Origin of the sequence: Algiphilus aromaticivorans DG1253, from assembly GCF_000733765.1 — a bacterium.
In the GTDB taxonomy this organism is placed as follows: domain Bacteria; phylum Pseudomonadota; class Gammaproteobacteria; order Nevskiales; family Nevskiaceae; genus Algiphilus; species Algiphilus aromaticivorans.
The window spans coordinates 1,145,375-1,164,219 of record NZ_JPOG01000001.1; the positions used below are offsets into that span (position 1 = coordinate 1,145,375).

An 18,845-nucleotide genomic window follows, 5' to 3' on the forward strand; every position below is an offset into this window, starting at 1 on the left:
CAGAAGATCCCACTGACATGACGCAGACATCGACGCTATTCATCGGCCTGGACGGTTGCACCTATACCGTGCTCGACCATCTCACCAGCGAGCAGTCCGGCGTGGGGGTCGTCATGCCCTTCATGAAGAAGCTGATGGAGGAGGGCACGCGCGCCAAGCTACGCAGCACGCCGAACCCGCTCACGCCGCCCGCGTGGACGACGATGCAGACCGGGCGCGGCCCGGGCGTGCACGGCGTCTTCGACTTCATCCGCTCCGAGGATCACGGCGGCGAGGTCTACTGGACGCTCTACGACAGCCGCGATATCGATGCCGAAAGCATCTGGCAGATTGCGTCCCGGCAGGACAAGAAGGTCGCCTGCCTGAACTTTCCGCTGACCGCGCCGCCGCCGGAGAACATCAACGGCTGCAGCGTTCCCGGCTTCATCCCGGCCAAGCACATGCGCCGGAACACGCATCCGCGCGAGCTCTTCGAGCGCATGAAGCAGGAGATTCCGGGCTTCGACCCCAAAGAGCTGGCCTGGGACTTCGAGTCCGAGAAGCAGGCCATGGAATCGCTCGACGAGGACGCCACCGAGAACTGGGTGCGCTACCACCTGCCGCGCGAGGAGCAGTGGTATCGCGTCGCCGATTTCGTGCTGCGCAACGAGCAGCCGGATCTGCTGGCCGTGATGTTCGACGGCGTCGACAAGATCCAGCACCAGGCCTGGGAGTTCCTCGACCCGGCGCTGATTCCCGACAACCCGACGCCATGGCAGCAGCGCATGCGCGATGTCTGCGTCGAGTATTTCCGCAAGCTCGACGGCTTCATCCAGGGGCTGGTGGAGGCCGCCGGGCCCGAAGCGCGCGTCTTCTTCTGCTCCGATCACGGCTTCACGGCACAGTTCGATCAGTTGCGCATCAACACTTATCTGGGCGATCTCGGCTACCTGAAGTGGGCCGAGAACGACGGCAGTGAGCAGGCCAAGCGCCGCGAGGCCTCCGACTTCGCCAATCTCGACTGGGATCAGACGCTGGCCTACTGCCGCACGCCTAGCTCCAACGGCATTCATATCCGCGTGGCCGAGAAGGAGGGCGACCCGGGTATCAAGCCCGAGGAGTACACCGCCTTCCGCGACAAGCTGATCGAGGATCTCAAGGCCCTGAAGAATCCCGAGGGCGAGCCGATGATCATCGATGTGCTCAAGCGTGAGGAATGGTTCCCCGGGCCCTACATGAAGCAGGCGGCTGATCTGACGCTGGTGCTGCACGACTACGGTTTCGTTTCCATTCGCCATCGCGAGCCAGCCGTGGTCAAGCGCGACCGCCCGGCGGGCACGCATCACCCGGATGGCATCCTGATGGCCTGGGGGCAGGGCATCGCCGCCAAGGGCATGTCGCCGCGCCGCCAGATCGCGGACGTGCCCAGCATGCTGTTGCACAGCATGGGGCTGCCGGTTCCCGAGGATCTGGAAGGCAAGGTGCCCAAGCCCTTCTACGATCGCGACTGGCTGGCCTCGCATCCGGTGATCACGGGGCCGGCGACGGTCGCCGCGGCCGGTCAACGCGACATCGAGGAAATGGACGAGGGCGAGAAACAGCAGATCATCGAGCAGCTTCAGATGCTCGGATATATGGAGTAGGCTCGCGCCATGACGACAACCAGCGAAACTACGATCCCACCCGAAGCGATCCTGGCGCGGCTGAAGGATGTGCTCGAGGACTTCATCGAAGACTGGGACATCGAGCTCGACGAGCCCATCGGTCGCGACACGCTGCTGCTGGGAGATCTCGAATTCGAATCCATCGACATCATCCAGTTCGTGGTTGCTATCGAGGAAGCCTTCGGCAAGCGCAAGCTGCCTTTCGAGCAGGTGCTCATGAAGGACGGGCGCTACGTCGATGATCTTTCGGTGGGGCAGATCACGGACTTCCTGCACCAACACTTCTCGTGAGTTTCGTGCAGGCCGGCGATGCCCGGCTTGCCTGGCAGCAGATGGGCGAGGGGCCGGATGTCGTGCTGGTGCACGGGCTGGCGGCCAATCGTGCCTTCTGGTTCGCTACGCTGGCGCAGGCGCTGCGCGATCGCTATCGGGTGACGATCTTCGATCTTCGCGGGCACGGCTATTCCAGCCGGCCGGAGCGCGGATACACGGCTATCAATATGGCCGGTGATATCGGCGCCATCGTCGATCAGCTCGATCTGGCGCCGGCGGCCATCGTCGCACACAGCTACGGCGGCGGTGCAGCGCTGGAGTACGCCCTGGCCGCGCCCGAGCGTGTGCGGGCGCTGTCCCTGCTGGATGTGCGCATCAACAGCCTACAGCCGAAGCAGTGGCTCAGCGACGGCGCCAGACTCAGCGCCTTCGAGAAGGAAATGGCGCGCGCCGACGGCCGCGACTGGGAGGCCGAGCCGCAGCTCGGACTGACCTTCCTGGAGTCGATGGCGCGGCTGCGCGTGCAGGGCTATGAGGCCAGCAACCGCGACGCGTTCACGCCCTTCGGAGAAGGCAAGAGCGGTTTGCGCGGTGCGCGTGCCTTCTGCCGGCTGATGGACGAGACCACGATGCGCGACGATGCGCTGGTGCCGGGCTCCGAGCGCGAAGCCATTGTGGGCCTGCAACCGCCGTTGCAACTTCTGTACGGGGAGAACTCGCACAATCTGCCGAGTGGTCAGGCGCTCTCTGCATGTCTGCCTGGTGCGGCCTTCGAGTGCCTTCCCGACGCGGGACATTTCTTTCCGCTCAGTCATCCCGATATGGTTGCGGGGCTGGTAGGCTCGTTTCTCGACAGTCGCATTTCGGAGTCCGCCGCATGAACGCTATTACTTTCCTGACCCGTGGGATGCCCGCCCTGGTGCTCGCGCTTGTTGCTGGCGCTTGCGCAATGGGTAATAGCGCCCCGGCGGAAGCGGCCGATATCTGCTCCAAGCGCGGCGAGGCGCAGAACGCTGAGCTTCGTCACGATAAGGAGGACCGTAGCTATCGCGCTTTCGTGCCGGATTCGGATGAGCCTCTGCCGCTAGTGGTCGCTCTTCACGGCGGCTGGGGAACCGGCGAGGCCATGGCGGATCAGACCAATCTCGACGCTGCCGCTCAGCGCCATGGTTTCGCCGTGGTCTATCCCAATGGTATCTGGCGCTCCTGGAATGCCGGAGGCTGCTGCGGCAAGGCCGCTTCGGGGAATGTCGACGATGTCGGATTCCTGCGTAGTCTCGTCGCGGATCTCGGTAAGCAAGATTGCATCGATGGCGATCGCGTCTTCGGCACTGGCTTCTCCAACGGGGCGATGATGGTGCACCGTATGGCCTGTGACGCGCCGGATGTCTTCGACGCCATCGCGCCCATTTCCGGGGGGCCGATGCTGGACAACTGCAAGGCCGATCAGCCGGTGCCGACGCTGCTGATGGTTGGGCGGGCCGATAAGCGCATCCCCTGGGATGGCGGAACTGTCGACGAAAGCTACCGGCCCTCGATCGCAGAGCAGGTCAAGAAGCTGGCCGGGCGCAATCGCTGCGAGGAGAAGACGACCAAAGTCTCCGGCGGCGGTGACTACTGCGAGCAGCGCGCGGGTTGCGGTGGCGCTGCGCTGCGCTGGTGCATCATCGACGGCGTCGGTCACCAGTGGCCCGGTGGTTCGACCATTCTCAAGCGCCTGCTTGGTCCCAATCGGGACGTCATCGACGCTTCCGATACGATCCTGCGCTTCTTCAAGCAGCAGTCCTGAATCTCGCACGTCGCATCTGCCCCGGCGATGGCCGGGTGAGCGCTGGCCGAGCGCGCGCTTTCGCCTAGCTGGCCATCCGCCGCGGTTGATCGATGTATTCGCTGCAATGCATGGAGTCGCCGGAAGGCTGACTGCCGTAGAGGGGCGCATCCATGGCCTCGATGCGGAAACTGCCTTCGTGCGGCGTGACCCGATAGGTGTCCGGCGCTAGGGTCTCGAGACGTCCTTCGGAAGCTGCTGACTCGAAATACTCGAGCGTAGCCTCGACGTTTGAGAAATCCACCCGATGCTTGTGCGGTGCCAGATCGTATCGCCACCACTCCAGCGCCAGGAAGCGCTCGACAATCGCTTCCTCGAAGCGCAGGCGTATAACTCGCGCCGGCGAGCCGATTGCGATGCTGTAGGGTGGGACATCCTTTGTGACGACCGCGCGCGCGCCCACGACGGCACCGTCACCGATGGTGACGCCGCGTTTCACGAATGCGCCCGCGCCGATGTAGGCCTCGTGGCCGATGATGGTATCCCTGGGTGCATCGGCGGCGTAATGGACTTGCTCGCTGCCATCCGGGGCCAGCCGCCCGAAGTCCTCGAGCTGGTACATCTTCGGTAGCTCGTTGGGCCGCGTGAAAGCGAAGGGGTGGTTGCTGAACCAGTCCTGCGGGTGCTCAGGGGGGCCGAGAATCACCGATTCGCCGATCTGACCATAGCGGCCGATCCGACACCGATACATGCTCGTGGTGACGAGGCCGTTGACGAGGGTGAATGCGCCGACGGTGCAGTCCTTGATACGTCGGGGGTCGAAGACATAGGCGGGACGTTCATAGAGCAGCGAACCCGCTATCGTCCTGCCCTCGACCACCGCCAGCCCGTAGTGCTTCAGGAGCGCGGTTCCACCTTCGTTGAACATTCCCTGTTCCTTTATCTACGCATCTATTAGACGGTACCGCGCACGACAGACTGGGACGTAGGCACAGGCGCCCGATGTCCTGTAGGAAAACGCTGATTGGTGGCGCGCCGATTCGCGGCGGCAGCGGGAGTGCTCAGCTGTAACCGAGCTGTCGGGCGAGTTGACGGACCTCGGTCGCGAAGCCGCTGTCACGACTCCACGGTGCTCGCTGACGTTCCGAGAGCGGTACGACCAGACCGCGGCCGTGTTCTGCTGGCATTTCGAAGCCGCCAGGCGCGCTCCGGGGCCCGCGGGCGGCGAAAGGCCCTCTTGGTGGGCCCATCATGAGAGCGATGGTTTCGGAGTCGCAGTGCCATCCCGTCCACGCGCATAGCGTCGCGAGAGCATCTCCCGGCGCGGCGTAGAGATCCTCCAAACGCAGGCTCCGCGTGCGCATGCCGTTCGCGGAGCGCGCTTGCAGCTCGCGTGCGATGGTGTCGTGTACGCGATACCACATAAGCTGCGGATCAATGCGCGGATTGTGCCCGCCGTGGTCCTTGTAGTCGGGCGGGATGTCGAGGCGTGCGCTGAGATGTTCCCGCGCATCCCGCGAAAAATGCAGAGGATGGCGTTGCAGGTGCAGGAATGCCCCCCATGGAATGGCATCGAAACAGCGATCGAGATCGGTGACGCGCAACGGGGATGCAGTGTCGTGCAGGATGACGGTGCGTGGTGCGCAGCTCTCGATGATCTGATCGAGCAGAGCCGCCGTCGTCCAGTCGGCCCGGCGCTCCAGGTAGGTCCGTGCCTGGGCGATGCCATCCTCGGTCTGTCCGCCGCAGTACAGCTCCGCGATGCAGCGCAACAGGCCGTCCGCGATGCGGTCGCTGGTGTGTCCGAAGAGTTGCAGCAGATCCGCGATACGTTCCGTGTGCATGAGATGCAACTCGGGCAGCGCGATTGCGGCGGGGTGGTTGCCCAGGGCCGCAGCGACGGTGGCTGCCCCGGAGTGGGGCGCAGAGAGAATGGTGAGGGGAGCGGGCGTCATGCCGTGCCCGGCGCGCGGTAGATCTCCAGGCCGCCGCGCGGATTCGGAACGTAGCGCCACCGGCCGTCGCGCTTTTGCGCGATGGTCGGGCCGAAGGGGTTCGCGGTACCGACAAAGAAGCCCTGCGCCGTCGATGCCATCGTCCGTATGCCCCAGTTGTAGGGGTTGCCGAATCCATCGCGCGTGACGGGGGACCAGCGGACGCCGTCCGGGGAACGCCAGAGCTCGCAGCCGCCGTAGTCGTAGCAGAGCTTGTCGATGCCCCAGCGCTGAATGAGCGTCGCGACATCCTCCGGCCAGAAGTGCCGGGGCAGATAGGGGAGCGTCATGGCCCAGCTGAAGGTGCCGGCGTAGAGCCAGCCGTCGTGCTCGCACATGCGCCAGATGTAACCACCGAAGAGGTTGTCGAACCCGGCGGAGTATCCCGAGAGGGGATAGCGCAGGCCGTCCGGAGTCAACCGCGACTGACCGACCAGAAGCTCCCAGCTGTCGTCGGGCCAGACACGCATGAGCTCTGCGGCATAGGGGCCGATGCGCAGCTTGCGGTGATAGCCGCCATTGAGCACACCGGTGCTGACGTAGAGAGCGCCCTTGAACACGCAGAGGCCCACACCCACCTCGTTGGCCGGTCCGCGCCACGCGCCGCAGTCGAGCACCTTCTTCCAGCGGTAGGGGGGCGGGCGGTCGTCGACGGTGCGCCAGAGCTGCATCCCGTTCGGGTTCACCGTACCGGCATAGAGATGGCCGTTGAAGTTAGCCATTTCGAAGACGGTGAGATTCGCCGGGTCCCCGAAGCCCTCCTCGCAGGTTGCCGTCCACTGCCCCGACGCAATGTCATCGGTAGCGTAGATAGTCGAGTTGCCGCCGACGCTGTCCTGCGAACGGCGTTCCAGCATGCGCTGCAGATTGATAGCGCCGGAGCTGGTCGGTGTCGTATGGATGCGATCGTTGAAGGGCTGCAGCGTGCGGAAGGAGCGGACACTGGCGTCAAAGGGCGGGCGCGCGGCCGGCGCGAAATTGAGGCCGTCCTCGCTACGCAGAATGTCCGGCGGGTCGCAGAGCAGCGGCGACCAGGAAGAGACATAGAGACAGGGCTTGGGGTCGCCCTTGCCCTGAAACACGGCCATTCCGCGGAAGCTGATGTAGCGCGGCCAGGGATTGCCGTCGCGTCCCTGCACCATGGGCGCGCGATACACGCGTCGCCACTGATTAATACGCGGGTTGTACCGCCAGATCTCGGTACGGCGCTCGACATCGCGGATGTCATCGGGGCAATCGACCGGCCACGGCGAGAGATCCGGCTTCGGGATGTTGATCTTGTTGGCGTGCATGGTCGCGCGCGAGATCCCGATGTAGAGATTGTCCTCGAACCAGGCCATGCTATGGGCATAGTGGTTGATACCATCGCCAAAGCCCGCGCGGCTGATCAGACGGAAGTCCGGACGGCGCAACCCGTCCTTCGACCGCGATCGAGGCGCTTCCGTCTCCTCGCTGCTCAGGGGAGCCAGGACCATATCTCTACCATCACGAGACGGGTGATCGCGCGCGTGAAGACAACGATGGCCGGGTAGACATTGCCCTCCACCTTGCCGCGGCCCGTCATGCCGGGCCTGAGATGCGAGCTGGCCTCGTCCAGCTCGACGCGCACGCGCACGACCTTGCCATGCTCGCTGTCCTCCACGTTCGGCGCGATGTGCGTGACTCGACCCGGAACCGATGTGGTCGGAGCTGTCCAGCTGCGAACATGGGCCCGCGCGCCTTCCTCGACTTCGCTGATCGTCGATTCCGGCATGCGCAGCTCCGCTATCAGCTGATCCTGGTCCTCGACTGTGGCCAGGATCTCGCCGACCTGCAGATAGTCGCCGCGGGCGAAGATGAGCGCGTTCGAGACAATGCGGCCAGCCATCGGAGAGCGTACGCGCGTGTGCTCAAGCTCCTGGCGCAGGAATACGAGCCGGGCACGCTCGCCCTCGATTTCGGCTTCCAGCGTGGCGCGTTCGTCCTCGCGCGCCTCGCGCCTGACCACGGCGAGTTGCTGCTCGGCTTCCGCCAGTTCCTCGCGCCGGACGCTGGCATTCGACAGTGCGCGCTCGTGCTCCTGCGGCGAAATGGCGTTGCGCGAGAAGGCGCGCTGTGCGCGGTCGGCCTCCGATTCCGCGAGCTCCAGACGTTCCTTGGCGGTGGTGACACGCTGTTCGGCCAGCGCGATCTCTTCGTTAGTGGAACCGGAATCGAGTAGCCGGAGCTCGGCTTCCAGCCTCCGGATTCGGGCTTCGGAAATCTCGACCTGGCTCTGCTGCTGCTCGTCGCCGAGGCGCACGATCTCCTGTCCCGCCTCGACCATATCCCCTTCGCCGACGAAGACCTCACGGACGTCGCCGGCGACCAGCGTGCGAATATCCGCGCGCTCGGCGGGCAACACCTCGACCCGTCCACTGGGCTCGTAGGTATAGGGAAAGAGCGCCGCCAGCGCGAGCAATCCCAGCAGCAGCCACTGCGGCCGGGTAGGCGTCTGCAGCCGCACGCGCATGGGTTCGATGCGCCCGCGGTCGGAGCGCATGCGTCGCGTCTGCTCCCAAACGATCATGCCCATGAGCGCGAGGAAGACGAGAATGCCCGTGCCGCCGTACTGGGCGCCCAGCCAGCTCGCCGGATAGATCAGCAACAGGGCGATCACGGCGACCATGTAGGCCACGATGGCCAGCACGTAGAGCCGCAGCGCCGAAGCGGGTGGCGGCGCCAGCTCCTGCCAGGGCCGCTCGAGGCCGAGAATCGATATCCAGGCCTGATCGCGCAGGTCGGGAACATTCAGCCGGTGCGCGAGCAGGAAGTAGCCATCGCGCCGTGCCAGCGGGTTCAGGCGCAGGAGGAAGCTGGCTGCCGACAGCACCCCGAGCGCAAGCAGCAGGTTGGGCAGGAAGGTGCCGCTCTGGCGCACCATCAGCCAGCCACCGATGGCCAGCACGAAGACCAGGAGCCCGGCGTTCAGCGGGCTGGCGATGATGCGCAGGCGCCCGGTGAGGTCCGCGCGCTCGGCCGGCCCCTCTGTGGCGGTCTGCAGGCGCGGCAACACACCCAGCAGGAAGTCGATGCCGATGACCGGTGGCTCTTGCGTGTAGCGGGCGATGGCAGCGGCACGAGCAGCCTGTGCGGTCAGATTGACGATGATCGCCGACAGCAGGCCGAGGAAAATCAGCCGGTAGGGCGCGACCAGTTCCACAGCGTCGCGCGCCGCATCGAGGCGGTTGTGCCAGAGCCCGAAGAGGGCGGCCGCCACCAGCACCCAGAGCATCCATTGCAGTGGACGATAGTAGAGCGTGACGTTCAGTAGATGGCCGAGCCAGCGAAAGGGGGCCGAGGGCAGCGTCAGGCCCGGTGTGCTGCTGTCTCCGCGCGCGCGGTTGCCCGAGCCGCCGATCGGCCCCTGGCGACCGGCGTTGGCCAGAGACCCCGGCATGCTGGACGGAGGGAAGCTCTCGCCCTCGTCGCGCGGATCGCGGTCTGACGGCTGGTCGGCGAGCTGGCGCGGTGGTGGGAGCGGCTCCTCGGTGCCAGCTTCCAGGAGACCGGTTTCGATCAGATCGTCCGTGAAGCGGCTGACGGTGCGTGCGTCAACCGCTGCTCCGAGTTCCTCCGCGGCGGCGCGGATGCGTGCTTGGTCGTCGCGATTGCCGTCGTGCAGTCGTGCCAGCACGAATTCGTTCGGTGTCAGGCGGTAGACCTGTCCCGACGGGGACGTGACGAGCACATGCGCGCGCGAGCCTTCGCCGCGGCTTTCACTGGCAGCGGGGCAGAAACGGATATAGCGTGATTGTTCGGGATTCAAGCCTTCTTCCCCTCGTGGAGCGCCAGATGTGCCTGCTTCGTGGCGCTGGAGCGCGCGCTACGGCGCTGTTCTTGTGTTGATGGCGTCTTCATGACTGTCAGCGCAGACTGCGGTTGAGGTCTTCGAGATCGGCGACGGTCATCACGCCGGCGGCGCGGCGCAGCCGAAGTAGATCCAGAATGTAGTCGTAGCGCGCCTGCGAAAGGTCGCGCTCCGCGCGAAAGCGCTCGCGCACGGCCGTCAGATAGTCCGCTGCCGTGCGTGAGCCGACATCGAAGGCGACTTGCGCCGATTCCTCTGCGGCACGTGTGGATTCGACGACGCGCTTCAGCGCTTCGGCCCGCGCGCGCGCTGCCTTTGCGTTGAGGAAGGCTTCGCGCGTATTCAGCCGCGCCTGTTGCCGGGCGCCGTCGGCCGTATGTGCGACCGCAGCGGCGCGTGCGCGCGCCTGCCTTACCCGCGATGCCGTCATGCCGCCCTGGAAGAGCGGCACGCTCAGCATGACGCCGATGCGCGCATCGTGATCCTCACGGGCGCCCTCGAAGCCGCCGTCCGCATCGAAATAGGTATAGGAACCCACCAGATCGAGCGTCGGGTAGTGATCACTCTGGGCGATTCGGGTATCCATCTCCGCCAATCGCAGGCGCACGGTTTCGCTCAGCAGATCGAGGTTGTGGCGCATCGCCCGCTCCAGCCACTCGTCCAGCTGTTCGTGCTCCATATCCGGCAGCTGCGGATCGCGCGGGAAGCGCGCCAGTTCGTTCACCGGTTCGCCGATCAGCGTTTCCAGACGCGAGCGCACGATCTCGATGCGGTTTTCGACGGTGATCTTGCGGGCGCGCACGCGGTCGAGCTGTGCCTGCACCGCCTTCAAATCCGTCTCTGCGATCAGGCCAGCATCGAAGCTGCCCTCGGTCTGCTCGACCTGGCGCCGGATGGCGGACTCCTCGGCCAGCACGAATTCACGCTCGTCCTTGGCTGCGAGCAGCGCGAAGTAGCTTTGTGCAGCCGAAAGCATCAAGGCGTGCCGTTCGTCGGTGAGCAGCAAGCGGGCGCGACCGACCTCCAGCTCCGAGCGATCCAGGCCGAGGAAGGCATCGAAGCGGAACAACGGCTGGCGCAACGTCGCCCCGTAGGCGGAGCGATCGAAAACGTCGGTCTCGTCGATCTCGCTGACGCCGAAGAAATCGCCGTCGATCGATTGGCGGACACGGTTGTAGCTGCCTCGCGCCTGCAGCTCTGGCAGCAGTGCTGCAAGCGCCTGGGGCTCGGCTTCGGCGGCGGCGCGGAAGTTGTCGAGCGCGGCCTGGTAGTCGGGATCATTCGTCAGCGCGCTGCGATAGACGCTCGACAAATTCTGCATCCCGGGCCGGGCGTTGTCGGCCTGCGCCGCCACCGTCATTGCGGCCAGAGCGAGCGGCAGGGCGACGAGCAACTGGCGCAGCGATGCGCTTGGGCCGGCGCGCATCATCGAGGTGCGGACGAGGGCCGAAGGGCCTCGTCAATGCATCGCCCGATGCCGGCTAAATATGCGTTCATCGCCCTGTCGCGCATTCTCCCTTCCTCTTCCGTTCTTGTTGCGGCTAGCGCTCAGTGTCGAAGGCTGTGCCCAGCGTCTCTGCCCGCGGTGTCTCGATGGGCGAGAGAGTACCGTAGTGTTCGGCAAGCCACTGGTTGTCGCGACCGAGCGCGGGACCAGGGTGCCGCAGCCCGCCGCTATCGCGCAGGAAACGGAAGGGTAGGCCGGGCAGGCGGATCCCCTGTGTTTCGAGGAACCACTCGCGCGCCGACAGGTGCGGGTCGCTGGCGAGATCGGCCGCGTTCATGACCACGCCCGCGGCGACGCCCGCTGTCTGCAGTTGCCGCATCGCCGTCATCGGGTCGCGCGCCTGCGTCCACTCCGCAATGCGCGCATCGATCTCGTTGTGATGCTGCCGGCGTCCGGCAGCATCGGCGAAGCGTGGCTCATCCGCCCACTGCGGTGCGTCGATGCATGCTGTCAGCGCCTGCCATTGACGGTCGTCCGCAGCGCAGATCGTGATCCAGCGGTCCTCGCCGGCGCAGGGGTAGCAGCCCTGGGGCGCATGCACGGGATGCCGGTTGCCGAGTATCTCCGGCGCTGCGCCGCTACCGCTGCAGTCAGCGAAGTATTCGCCGATGCTCCAGCAGCAGGTCTCGGTTTCGGAGAGATCGACCCATTGGCCGCCGCCGCCGCGCTGTCGGTGCAGCAATGCGGACATGGCCGCGGCGGCGCCGTAGATGCCGTTGATGACGTCCATCTCGCGCACCCGGTAGCTCGCACCGTCTGGTGCGTAGCCGGTCAGGGACTGCAACCCGCTGGCCGCCTCGATGCCGCCGCCGTAGCCCGCGTAGGTGGCATAGGGGCCGCTCGTGCCGAATGCGGACATGGAAATGAGAATGATGTCTTCGCGCAGCGCGCGCAGCTCGTCGAAGTCAAGACCGAGACGCGCCATGACGCCGGGTCGCGAGTTCTCGATGACGATGTCGCTGTCGGCGATCAGTTCCTTGCAGACGGCCAGATGATCGTCGCGGGTGAGATCCAGCGTTACCGAGCGCTTGTTACGGTGCAGCTGCCAGAAGCGCGCGAAATCATTGACCTTATGCGGGAATCCGCCGCGCATGCCATCGAGGCGCTGCGGATATTCGATCTTGATGACTTCCGCGCCGTAGTCGGCCAGCACGCGTGCGGCATGGGGGCCGGCCCAGTCGTGCGTGAAATCGACGACGCGTACCCCTGCCAGCGGTGGCGCGTCGCTCGTAGCGGGCGAGGGTGGGGGGGGAGATGTTTTGGCAGGCACATCGCCCGCAAAGGTGCGGAAGGGAATATCGGGTCCGCGGAAGGGACGACCGTCCGTCGTGTGCGCCTCTCGGAAAAAGCGTCGCTCCCGAAGTTGCGGGTCGTCCAGAGCTTCTTCCAGGGTCGCGAGCGGTGCCCATGAAAGACCGCAGCGCTGCCCCATGTGGAAGAGGCTCCACTTGTCGTGGTCGGCCAGGCTCGGCCGCAGCTGCGCCTCGAAGGCGGCCCGGTTCTGGAGACGCTCCGCCATCGAGCCGAAGGGAGAGGCGCCGAGTGCGGGATCGCCGATGGCGTCGACGACGCGCCACCAGTTGCGTGCCGGACCGCCACAGACGAAGACGGCGCCGTCGGCGCAGGGGTAGGTGCGCCAGGGGACGAGGGCGTGCTCGTCGTTGTTGCGGCGGGCAACCTTGCCGGTGTGCAGGTTCTCGGCCAGCGCGATCTCCGCGTTCTGCATGGCCGCTTCCTGCATCGACACCTCGACACCGTTACCGCGGCCGTCGTCCATCCGCCGGCGCAGAGCCATGAGGCATCCGATGTAGGCGTAGAGGCCTGCGCTGACCTGCGCGATACGAGGGCGTGCATTCAGCGGCTCGCGCTTGCCGTCGCCGGTGGCCTGCATGAGGCCGCTCATGGCGTAGAGCGTGATGTCGGTGGCGTGATGATCGCGGTAGGGGCCGTCGTCCCCGAAGGCGCTGATGCGACAATGCACGAGATGGGGATGCGCTTGCCGAAGCCGCTCTGCAGTAAGCGCGGTGTCCTGGACGGCGCTCGGACGACGGGCGTCGATGAGCACGTCGCAGTCGGCGAAGAGCGCGTCGTATGCCTGCGCAGGTGACGCAGAGGGTATGTTGTCGTCCAGCCCGTACCAGGCGGCCTCGAAGGCGCTGCCGGCGAAGCGCACGGCCGCCTGATCATCATCGGGCAGTGCGCGCACTTCGGCACCCATTCTGGCCATCAATTGCGCGCAGAAGCCGGCACCCGCGCAGTCCCCGATGCGCAGCACGCGAATGCCCGCGAGCATGGGGGCGAGCGTTGGCGAAGGTGACCCCGTCAAGACGGTAGTCCGGCGCCGCGGAGATATTCGCGCGTCAATGGGATACGCGCCTGGTCACGAGTCAGCTGCAGATGGAAGACCACCAGTCCGCCCCAGCGAAAGGTCGCTTCTGAGGCCTGCAGATAGAAGCGCCACATACGGCAAAAGCGATCGTCCATGATCTCGGTAATCTCGGGGCGGTTGTTCTGGAAGCGTTGATGCCAGTGTGCCAGGGTTTTGGCGTAGTGCAGACGCAGCACCTCGAAATCGGTCATGACCAGCTCGCTGTGCTCGACGTGCGGCATCACTTCGGAGGCGGCCGGGATGTAGCCGCCCGGAAAGATGTACTTGCGAATCCAGGGGCTGCCCTCATCGGGCGGACGGCTGCCACCGATGGTGTGCACCAGCGCGACGCCGTCGGGCGCGAGCAGATCGTGGACGCAGCGGAAGAAGGTCGCGTACTGCGGCCGTCCGACATGCTCGAACATGCCGATACTGACGATGGCGTCGAAGGGGCCGCGCGTGTCGCGATAGTCTTCCAGGCGGAAGCTGACGCGATCCGCCAAACCGGCCTCCTCGGCCCGTTGCCGGGCGATTTCCAGCTGCCGTTCGGAGAGCGTGATACCGGTGACGTGCACATCGAAGTGCCGCGCCAGATAGAGGGCGTTGCTGCCCCAGCCGCAACCGATGTCGAGCACGCGCGCGCCCGGTTTGAGATCGAGCTTGCGCGCAATCAGCGCGCACTTGGCCTCCTGAGCGGCCTCCAGGCTCATGTCCGGTTCCGGGAAATAGGCGCAGGAGTAGTGCATCTCCCGGTCCAGGAAGAGGCGGTACACGGGCGTGTCGATATCGTAGTGATGGCTGATGTTGCGGCGCGCGCTGATGGCGGTGTTCAGCTCGCCGAGGCGCGCGCGCAGGATGCGCAGGTAGCGGCCCCAACGCGATAGCAGCTGGTTGCTGTTGCGCATGGCAAACTCCAGCGCCGGCATCAGGTCGTCGTTTTCCGGTTCCCAGTGCCCCTCGACGTAGGCTTCCGGAAAGCGCATCCGGGGATCGCGCAGCACCCAGCGCAGCGTGTCGCGGGAATCGAAGCGAATGCGTGCACGGGGCGTGTCCCCCTGGCCGAGGGTGACGGTCTCGCCGTCAGGAAGGTCGATATCCAGTCTGCCGGCCGTGAATTTCCCGGACAGCCACTTTGCCAGCGGCGTCATCAGCTTTCTCCCCGATGGTCCCGGGTAAGGAAGCTAGCGTCGTACCGCCTCCGGCGCAAGCCGCAAGGCGCGCTCAGACGTTGAAGCGGAAGTGCATGACGTCGCCCTCGGCGACGCGATATTCCTTGCCCTCGAGTCGCCAGCGCCCGGCATCCTTGGCTCCGGCTTCGCCGCGATGGGCGACGAAGTCCTCGTAGCCGACGACTTCCGCGCGGATGAATCCCTTCTCGAAGTCGGTATGGATCACGCCGGCGGCCTGCGGGGCGGTGGCGCCGCGCTTGACGGTCCAGGCACGGACCTCCGGCTCGCCGGCGGTGAAGAAGGTCTGCAGGCCAAGCAGCTCGTAGGCGCCGCGGATGACGCGATTCAGGCCGGGCTCGGCCAGCCCGAGGTCAGCGAGAAACTCGTCGCGCTCGGCGTCGTCGAGCTGGGAAAGCTCGGCTTCGATGCCGGCGCAGACCGGCGTCACGACGGCGCCTTCGGCCTCGGCGTGGGCGCGCACGCGGGTCAGCAACTCGCTCTCGGTGCGCAGCCCGGCTTCCTCGACATTGGCGATGTACATCAGCGGCTTGGCCGTGATGAGGAAGAGCTCGCGCAGCCACGGTCGCTCGGCGTCCTCAATGGCCAGCGTGCGCACGGGTTGGCCGGCGTCGAGGTGGTCGCGCGCGCGCGTCAGCAGATCGGCGCGGGCGTGCGCCGTCTTGTCCCCCGCCTTCGCCACCTTGGAAGCGCGATCGAGGGCCCGGGTCACGGTGTCGAGGTCCGCGAGTGCCAGCTCGGTGGAGATGACCTCGATGTCGCGGATGGGGTCGACCGAGCCCGAGACGTGAATGATGTCGTCGTCCTCGAAGCAGCGCACGACGTGCGCGATGGCGTCGGTCTCGCGGATGTGACCCAGGAACTGGTTGCCCAGCCCCTCGCCCTGGCTGGCACCGGCGACCAGCCCGGCGATGTCGACGAACTCAACCGTGGTGGGCACGATCTTCTTCGGCTTGACGATCTCGGCCAGGTTCTGCAGGCGCGGATCGGGCACAGTCACGACGCCGACGTTGGGGTCGATGGTGCAGAAGGGATAGTTCTCGGCGTCGATCGCCGCGCGCGTCAGCGCGTTGAAGAGGGTCGACTTGCCGACGTTCGGCAGGCCGACGATGCCGCAGCGGATAGCCATGCTGGAGACTCGTGATCGGTGGTGTCAGATGCGGGCGGGATCGGTGTGCAGTCGCGTGCAGGCGCGGTCCCAGCCCTCGCGCAGCAGCAGGTCCAGTGCCTCGGCAGCGCGCACAAGCGCGTCGCCGATGGCATCGCCCTCCTCGCGTGTGGGGCGGGCGAGCACATAGTCGATGACCTCGCGCGCCTGGCCCGGGTGGCCGATGCCGATGCGCAGCCGCATGTAGTCCGGCGTGCCGAAATGCCGGTGGATGTCGCGCAGCCCGTTGTGGCCGCCGTGCCCGCCGCCGCGCTTGAGCCGTACCGTGCCGGCCGGCAGATCCAGATCATCGTGCGCGACCAGCGTTTCCGCGGCCGGGATCTTGAAGAAATCCGTCACCGCGCGCAGTGACTGCCCGCTGTGATTCATGTAAGTCATCGGCTTGAGCAGCAGCAGCTCGCCGCCGCTGATTGGCAGGCGGGCGCTCTCGCCTTGGAAGCGCTTTTCGGCTTTCCAGGACACGCCGGCACTTTCGGCCAGCGCATCAACGAACCAGAAGCCGACGTTGTGACGCGTCGCCTTGTAGCCGGCCCCGGGGTTGCCGAGGCCGGCGATCAGGCGCAGAGGCTGTGCCATGCGCTGACTCCGCGCGGATCAGCTCTTGTCGGCGTCGTCGTCGCCCTCGGCGTCGTCGCCCTGCTGATCGTCCTGCTCGGAGTCGCCTTCGGCGGCCTCGCCTTCGTCGCCACCTTCTTCCTCATCCTCTTCCTTCGCGATGCGCGGAACATGGATGGAGACGACGCCGGCGTCGTTCTCGTGCTTGAGCTCGACGATCTCGACACCTTCCGGCACGGTCAGGTCGGACAGGTGGAGGGTGTCGTCCAGTTCCAGCTTCGAGATGTCGACCGTGAGGTACTCGGGCAGGTAGCGCGGAAGGCACTCCACCTCGACCTCGTTGAGCATATGCTCGGCGACACCGCCGCCGGTCTTGACGCCGGGGGCGATCTCCTCGCCTTCGAAGTGCAGCGGCACGCGCACGCGGATGGCTTGGTCGGCCTGCACACGCAGGAAGTCGGCGTGCAGGACCTGCTTTTTCGCCGGGTGGCGCTGCACGGCCTTGATGACGACCTCTTCCTGCTGGCCTTCGATGTCGAGGGTCAGGATGTGCGAGTAGAAGGCCTCGTAGTCCATCTGCCGATAGATTTCCTTGTGCTCGACAAGGATGGACTGCGGCGGCTTGTTAGCACCGTAGACGATGGCCGGCGTCCAGCCGGTCCGGCGCAGACGGCGGCTCGCACCCGTTCCTTGCGCCTCGCGCGGCTTGGCAGCCACGACGAATTTTTCGGTCATGAAATTGCTCCGTTCGATGGAAAAGCCCCGCGTGCCCGCGACCAGGCCCCGCGAGGGGCGCGCAGTGTAGAGCAAGCGCGGGGGCGCGGCTAGTGCTGCGAACGCGGCGGGGCCATCCCTGGGGCAGGTGCGGATATCGCGTTGCATTCGTTCGCAAGTCCGAATAACCCAAAGTGCTCTGGGTTCCGCGCCTTGTAGCAAGGAGCTGCCGTAGGAGCTGTCGAGAACGCGCGGGTTCCTTTGGTTACGGCCAAAGGAACCAAAGCCATGGTGCCCGCCGGGTGGCCTGCCGCGGGTGAGCCCGACCGAAGTGCCGGTGGCACTTCGCAGTGGGCGAACGCCCGGACAAGGGGGTCCGGGCCGGGTCACTTAGCGAGGCAGGAGCCGAGCTTAGTGACTTCGGCGGTTCGGGCAGTAGCGCTTGTGCCGGATAGCTCCTGTGTTTCGGAGCCCGAAGATCGCCGCAGTCACTAGGCTCGGTCGTCCGGACCTCGCCAAGTGACCCTGGCTGGGCCTTCCATGGCCCAGCCGTGATGCGCGTTGCGACTTGCCACTGGCAAGTCGGTCGCGCATCACCCCTCAAAGGGCACGAATCGTTCGGGCTCGCCGCTTCGCGGCATCGCCAGAAAAAATCAGCGCAAATCTGCGGTTAGTTTCCAGCGCTAGTCGCGCCTCGGCGAATCAGTCTTGATACAGCGAGGACACCGATTCCTCGGCCGACACGCGCCGGATGGCCTCGGCCAGCAGGGCGCCGATGGAGAGCTGGCGGATCTTGCCGCAGGCGGCGGCTTTGTCGGAGAGCGGGATGGAGTCGGTGACCACCAGCTCGTCCATGGTCGAGCCGCTGATGTTCTCGACCGCCTTGCCGGAGAGTACGGCATGCGTGACATAGGCCACGACGCGCTTGGCGCCGGCGTTCTTCAGCGCGTCGGCGGCCTTGGCCAGGGTGCCGGCGGTGTCGACCAGATCGTCGACCATGACGCAGGTCTTGCCGCGCACGTCGCCGATGATGTTCATGACCTGCGACTCGTTGGCGCGCGGGCGGCGCTTGTCGATGATGGCGAGATCGGCGTCGTCCAGGCGCTTGGCGACCGCGCGGGCGCGCACCACGCCGCCGACATCGGGGGAGACGACGACGATGTTTTCGTACTTCTGGCGCCAGATATCGCCCAGTAGCACGGGCGTGGCGTAGACGTTGTCCACCGGGCAGTCGAAGAAGCCCTGAATCTGGTCGGCGTGCAGGTCGACGGTGAGCACGCGATCGGCGCCCGCGGTGGTGATGATGTCGGCGCAGACCTTGGCCGAAATCGGCACGCGCGTCGAGCGCGGGCGGCGATCCTGGCGGGCGTAACCGAAGTAGGGGATGACGGCGGTGATGCGGCCGGCGCTGGCCCGACGAATGGCGTCGGTGACCATCACCAGTTCCATCAGATTGTTGTTGGTCGGTTCACAAGTGGGCTGTACCACGAAGACATCGCGGCCCCGGACGTTGTCGTGGATTTCCACGCTGATCTCGCCGTCCGAGAAAGTGCCGACCGTCGCGTCGGCTACCGGCAGCTTCAGGTGCGCCGCCACGTCATTGGCAAGCGCCCGGTTGGCGTTGCCGGTGAAGATCATCAATTGGCCGTCAGTCATGCCTGCGCTGGGTTCCCCTGGTCGATATGCGGCCGACGCCTGTTGTAACGGTAAGGGCCGCACCAGCAAGGTGCGGCCCGCGTCGATTGGTTGGGGCGGATGGATTCGAACCATCGCATCACGGGATCAAAACCCGTTGCCTTACCGCTTGGCTACGCCCCATTACAGCGTCGTTGTATCCCT

The 18,845-nt window shown here is 65.9% G+C and carries 15 protein-coding genes and 1 tRNA gene; 4 read left to right on the forward strand and 12 right to left on the reverse strand.

Annotated features, from left to right (window positions below; all coding sequences use genetic code 11):
• The first annotated feature begins 17 nt into the window (after positions 1 to 17).
• The 4 genes from U743_RS05255 (at position 18) to U743_RS05270 (ending at position 3,705) form a co-directional block, all read left to right on the forward strand.
• Positions 18 to 1,622, forward strand: a complete 1,605-nt coding sequence (locus U743_RS05255; RefSeq protein WP_043766109.1) for an alkaline phosphatase family protein — start codon at positions 18 to 20, stop codon at positions 1,620 to 1,622.
• Positions 1,623 to 1,631: 9 nt separating this feature from the next.
• Positions 1,632 to 1,934, forward strand: coding sequence for an acyl carrier protein (locus U743_RS05260; protein ID WP_052367558.1), 303 nt, complete (start codon positions 1,632 to 1,634; stop codon positions 1,932 to 1,934).
• Positions 1,931 to 2,797: an alpha/beta fold hydrolase gene (locus U743_RS17955; protein WP_052367559.1), complete on the forward strand. Its 867-nt coding sequence runs from the start codon at positions 1,931 to 1,933 to the stop codon at positions 2,795 to 2,797. The genes U743_RS05260 and U743_RS17955 overlap by 4 nt, the downstream gene beginning before the upstream one ends.
• 68 nt (positions 2,798 to 2,865) lie before the next feature.
• The gene (locus U743_RS05270) at positions 2,866 to 3,705 is read left to right on the forward strand and encodes an extracellular catalytic domain type 1 short-chain-length polyhydroxyalkanoate depolymerase (protein WP_052367560.1); all 840 of its coding nucleotides are present in this window, start codon (positions 2,866 to 2,868) and stop codon (positions 3,703 to 3,705) included.
• Positions 3,706 to 3,769: 64 nt separating this feature from the next.
• Here the strand turns inward: U743_RS05270 and U743_RS19635 are convergent, their stop codons facing one another.
• The 12 genes from U743_RS19635 to U743_RS05330 all read right to left on the reverse strand — a co-directional run bounded on the left by U743_RS19635 (position 3,770) and on the right by U743_RS05330 (position 18,824).
• Positions 3,770 to 4,612: a CatB-related O-acetyltransferase gene (locus tag U743_RS19635; RefSeq protein ID WP_084191379.1), complete on the reverse strand. Its 843-nt coding sequence runs from the start codon at positions 4,610 to 4,612 to the stop codon at positions 3,770 to 3,772.
• Positions 4,613 to 4,745: 133 nt separating this feature from the next.
• Complete coding sequence (locus U743_RS05280) at positions 4,746 to 5,639, reverse strand: sulfotransferase (RefSeq protein ID WP_043766111.1); 894 nt, start codon at positions 5,637 to 5,639, stop codon at positions 4,746 to 4,748.
• Positions 5,636 to 7,090 (reverse strand): hypothetical protein, encoded by a 1,455-nt coding sequence (locus U743_RS05285; protein WP_043766113.1) that lies wholly within the window; start codon positions 7,088 to 7,090, stop codon positions 5,636 to 5,638. Before U743_RS05285 ends, U743_RS05280 begins: the two co-directional genes overlap by 4 nt.
• A gap of 44 nt (positions 7,091 to 7,134) precedes the next feature.
• The gene (locus U743_RS05290) at positions 7,135 to 9,465 is read right to left on the reverse strand and encodes an HlyD family secretion protein (RefSeq protein ID WP_043766116.1); all 2,331 of its coding nucleotides are present in this window, start codon (positions 9,463 to 9,465) and stop codon (positions 7,135 to 7,137) included.
• 97 nt (positions 9,466 to 9,562) lie between these two features.
• Positions 9,563 to 10,936, reverse strand: coding sequence for a TolC family outer membrane protein (locus tag U743_RS05295; RefSeq protein ID WP_043766119.1), 1,374 nt, complete (start codon positions 10,934 to 10,936; stop codon positions 9,563 to 9,565).
• Between the two features lie 112 nt (positions 10,937 to 11,048).
• The gene (locus U743_RS05300) at positions 11,049 to 13,307 is read right to left on the reverse strand and encodes a CaiB/BaiF CoA-transferase family protein (protein WP_043766123.1); all 2,259 of its coding nucleotides are present in this window, start codon (positions 13,305 to 13,307) and stop codon (positions 11,049 to 11,051) included.
• A 29-nt stretch (positions 13,308 to 13,336) separates the two neighbouring features.
• Positions 13,337 to 14,530: an SAM-dependent methyltransferase gene (locus U743_RS05305; RefSeq protein ID WP_052367562.1), complete on the reverse strand. Its 1,194-nt coding sequence runs from the start codon at positions 14,528 to 14,530 to the stop codon at positions 13,337 to 13,339.
• A 73-nt stretch (positions 14,531 to 14,603) separates the two neighbouring features.
• Entirely contained in the window at positions 14,604 to 15,698 is a 1,095-nt protein-coding gene (ychF, locus tag U743_RS05310; protein WP_043766126.1) for a redox-regulated ATPase YchF, read from the reverse strand.
• A gap of 24 nt (positions 15,699 to 15,722) precedes the next feature.
• Positions 15,723 to 16,313: an aminoacyl-tRNA hydrolase gene (gene pth, locus U743_RS05315; RefSeq protein WP_043766129.1), complete on the reverse strand. Its 591-nt coding sequence runs from the start codon at positions 16,311 to 16,313 to the stop codon at positions 15,723 to 15,725.
• Positions 16,314 to 16,331: 18 nt separating this feature from the next.
• Positions 16,332 to 17,027, reverse strand: coding sequence for a 50S ribosomal protein L25/general stress protein Ctc (locus U743_RS05320; RefSeq protein ID WP_043766131.1), 696 nt, complete (start codon positions 17,025 to 17,027; stop codon positions 16,332 to 16,334).
• Between the two features lie 681 nt (positions 17,028 to 17,708).
• Positions 17,709 to 18,662 carry a ribose-phosphate diphosphokinase gene (locus U743_RS05325; protein WP_052367563.1) on the reverse strand — a complete coding sequence of 318 codons (954 nt, stop codon included), beginning with the start codon at positions 18,660 to 18,662 and terminating at the stop codon, positions 17,709 to 17,711.
• A gap of 87 nt (positions 18,663 to 18,749) precedes the next feature.
• Positions 18,750 to 18,824 (reverse strand) — tRNA-Gln (locus U743_RS05330).
• Positions 18,825 to 18,845: the final 21 nt, after the last annotated feature.